4 protein-coding genes are annotated in these 3,277 nt (G+C 59.8%); 2 read left to right on the top strand and 2 right to left on the bottom strand.

The window, feature by feature from the left end; all coding sequences use genetic code 11:
• Positions 1–455 (top strand): serine O-acetyltransferase (locus JJE47_06395; GenBank protein ID MBK5267051.1); only part of this gene is annotated, 455 nt, incomplete at its 5' end.
• Positions 456–1,181: 726 nt separating this feature from the next.
• On the opposite strand, the gene JJE47_06390 is transcribed toward JJE47_06395, so the two are convergent.
• A complete protein-coding gene (locus tag JJE47_06390) occupies positions 1,182–1,643 on the bottom strand; it encodes a hypothetical protein (GenBank protein ID MBK5267050.1) in 462 nt (153 codons plus the stop codon).
• Between the two features lie 323 nt (positions 1,644–1,966).
• Positions 1,967–2,314, bottom strand: a complete 348-nt coding sequence (locus tag JJE47_06385) for a hypothetical protein (GenBank protein MBK5267049.1) — start codon at positions 2,312–2,314, stop codon at positions 1,967–1,969.
• Positions 2,315–2,738: 424 nt separating this feature from the next.
• On the opposite strand from JJE47_06385, the gene JJE47_06380 reads away from it, so the two are divergent.
• Positions 2,739–3,053, top strand: a complete 315-nt coding sequence (locus JJE47_06380) for a hypothetical protein (protein MBK5267048.1) — start codon at positions 2,739–2,741, stop codon at positions 3,051–3,053.
• Positions 3,054–3,277 lie beyond the last annotated feature (224 nt).

Genomic DNA, 3,277 nt, shown 5'->3' with positions numbered 1-3,277 from the left:
GGTTCATCATCGACCACGGGATGGGGGTAGTCATCGGCGAAACCACCGAGATCGGCGACGACGTAATGCTCTACCAGGGGGTCACCCTGGGCGGTACCAGCCTTGAGCGCAAGAAACGCCACCCGACCCTCCAGGACGGTGTCGTCGTCGGTGCCGGAGCCAAGATCCTCGGCGCCGTCACCGTCGGGGCCGGAGCCAAGATCGGGGCCGGGGCGATCGTCGTGCGCGATGTGCCCCCAGGCGCCACCGTGGTCGGTGTGGTCGGACGGGTGCTCGATCGCGCCCAACACGACGAACACCAGGTGACCCTGTCCGAGAGCCAGGGCGACCACGACGTGCGTGTCCTCGAGGTGCTGATCGACCGGGTCGCCAACCTTGAGACAAGAGTCAACGACGCGGTCCTCTCCGTGCCAAGCAACGGGTCCGCAACCTACAGTGAGGGTGCCGGCATCTAAGACCCGACCCCATGGTGAATAGCCGGTGTGCCACCCGGCGCACGGGAAGAAGAAATCGACCTTCAGACTCGGATGGTGAAACTGTCCAGGACACCAACCACACGTGTTACGCGAAGATCGTGTGGGTCGAAACCGGGGGCCTCTGGGGTGCGTACGACGTCATCCAAAAGGTCTATAACGATCCAGCTGATGGATTCCACGGTCTCCAATTCAAGGTCGGGACACCCGGCTTTGGCTTGAACGACCAATCGACAGCGAACTAGCTGATAACAACGGGGTTCGGCGGACCGGATCATTGGCAGCTCACCGGCGTGGCTCACAGCCACCGCGGCGGGGCGGCCGCCTCAGCGGTCAGCCCCTCCCGGCAACATACGCTGCGTACCTGGCACCTTGCGGCTAGGAATACAGCATTGCTGATGCAGAAGACACCTTTGGCCGGACCGACGTACCGGGAGAAACGACGCCAATTCGTCGACCATCTTGTGCAGGATGACAACCCCAACCATGACCGGATTCGTAACCTGACCACCGACCAGCGCAAGGCGTTGACGGCTGATGCGGTTCGACGGCGCGAACTTCACCTTCATCGGACTCCCCCGGAACGGACCCGTGCACTGTTGGAAGCCAAGCATGGGGACCCTCGCGGCCATACAGACGAGTTCCTCGCTCAAGTGCCTGGCCATGTTCATCGAGGAGCTACACGACGATCAGCGCGGTGTGTAAGGGTTAGACCTGTCGTGTCCTGGCCCATTCTCCCCGGCCGAGCAGATAGTCTTCAATGTCATCGAGCGTCCCACCACCATCGGAAAAGACGACACCGTTGGTGTCAATGCCGACGAGCTGGTATGTGCCGTAGTCCCAGGCTCGCGGGTCGCGCCGTCGTGACTTCTCAATTCTGAAACCTTGCCGGTTCGCCATGCGCCGTATCCGGTTCTCGCGCACCTTGGCATCGGTGGCGTACGATTTGAGATGTTTGCGAGCTTCAGTGACTGCCCAGTCAACGTCAGCGATGTCGCCACCCATTTTGTAATCAGAGTCGTGGCCGGCCGGGAACTGGTACATGAGTCGCCAACCAGGTCCATCGATGGTATCGAAAGCCAAGACGGCTGTATCTTCATCAATAAACGGCCCTTCATACGCCGCTTCGTGGTCCGGTAGGTATTGGACCTTGATTTCTGGGACCTTCATCAGTGTTTCCTTCCTATGCTGGAATCAATACCAGAAACCATACTGGAAGATATGCCAGAAGTCAAGGAGTAAGACTGTCTCGATGCCACACGAAAGACCGTGAGCAGTTGGGTGGGTAAAAATGATACGGATATCAAAATTACCCACCCACCCGAAGAAGCACCTTTTGGGGAGGTTTGTCCCTCATGCTCTGAGGATTCGCTATTCGAAGCGAAACCTCCTGAAGAGCCAGCCATATCAGCAGTACCTGTCCCCGCCGACATGTCACCGAACTCCGACGCAGCTGCCGAACATGACAAACGGAGTTGGCGAGAGAAGGTGGTTCAGCTTGGGGCGGCCGTGTCAAGGAAGGCAACTGCGAACGGCATGACGCTATCCACTTCCATGAACGCCCCGACGTGATCGCAACCCTCCAGCACATGCACCTCTGTATGCAATGCCTGAGCGGTTGGCATGACTTCGTCGGGGTCGTCATCTCCGCCGCAATAGACCAGGGCCGGAGCTGACACCCGGCCGAGGTCGAACACGTAAGGAGGTGCGATTGTCCCTTTGCGTACCGCTATCAAAGCCTTCGGGTCGTTGACGTCTTCAAAAGTGGAGCTTGAGTTTCGGGGGCGGTGATATTCCAAATAGGGGCCAGAAAGCGGCCCAGTCGCCTCGTGATAGCGCATCGACCCAGGGTGGCAGTTCCGCCGGATACCCTAAAGTCGGGCCGGCAGTTTAGCCCACGGCGGATGGTCGATGCCGTTTTTCGATGTCGATACCATGGGTTCGGCGATTGGCGACGCAAATGAACACCACCGGGGCCCTGCTGTTCGGCCGGCGTACCTGGGAGGCCATGGCGGCAGCTTGGCCCGAACGCGCCGGTGACCCGTACGCCAATCAGATGAACTCGATAGCCAAATATGGTCGTGTCCGGTCTCTCACTTCGAACGACACAAACAAGTTCGGAGCCTCGGACGGTCGGCGGGCACATGTTGGCGAACCTGTTCACATCCTCCTGGGACGAGATCAACCGCGAGGCACTGTCCTCTTTGAACGGGTGCGCCGCACCCCCCTGCCAGCATAAATCGCCTTCTGCATATACTGCGACGCATGGAAGAGAGAGGCCCGGTTGCCCGTGACGTCGTTTTTCGGCTCGTGATCGCGGTCACGATCATTGCCCTCGCCAGCATGCACAGTCCACTTTTGTCCCACGGCCCATCCGCCGCTACCGTCCACGCTTCGATCACATCCGCCCATCAAACCGGGTCGCCGTGCGCCACCAGGCACCCGGACTCAGCGGCCTTACCCACCCCGACTACTTCAGAATGCCCACCGAATGCCGAACCCATTCCGAGTCCACCTTTTCAAGCTGGCGGGCTCCCCCACACATCCACCCAGGCAATCCTGAGTATCTGGCGTTTATAGGCCGGAAACCCGCGCCCATTTCAACGCAACAGATCTGAAGGAGGACACAAATGCACTACCCAAATCGAACAGCTTTACTCACGGCGCTCGGACTCGGAATACTGCTGGCAGCCTGTGGCGGCGAGGCGACACCAGTACCGACCCTAGGACCCGTCGTCGAAACGACCATGGCAGCGGGCGACGCGCCAAGCGACAGCTCGATGGCGATGACGACCAACAGCACC

This window comes from Acidimicrobiia bacterium (assembly GCA_016650365.1).
Lineage (GTDB): Bacteria > Actinomycetota > Acidimicrobiia > Spongiisociales > JAENVV01 > JAENVV01.
Note: the sequence above shows the minus strand (reverse complement) of the source record. Positions and strands in the feature narration are given on the sequence as shown.

Coding starts and splice junctions, on each gene's coding strand:
- JJE47_06380 (MBK5267048.1), top strand. CDS start 2,739: ATGGAAGAGAGAGGCCCGGTTGCCCGTGACGTCGTTTTTCGGCTCGTG.
- JJE47_06390 (MBK5267050.1), bottom strand. CDS start 1,643: ATGAAGGTCCCAGAAATCAAGGTCCAATACCTACCGGACCACGAAGCG.
- JJE47_06385 (MBK5267049.1), bottom strand. CDS start 2,314: ATGCGCTATCACGAGGCGACTGGGCCGCTTTCTGGCCCCTATTTGGAA.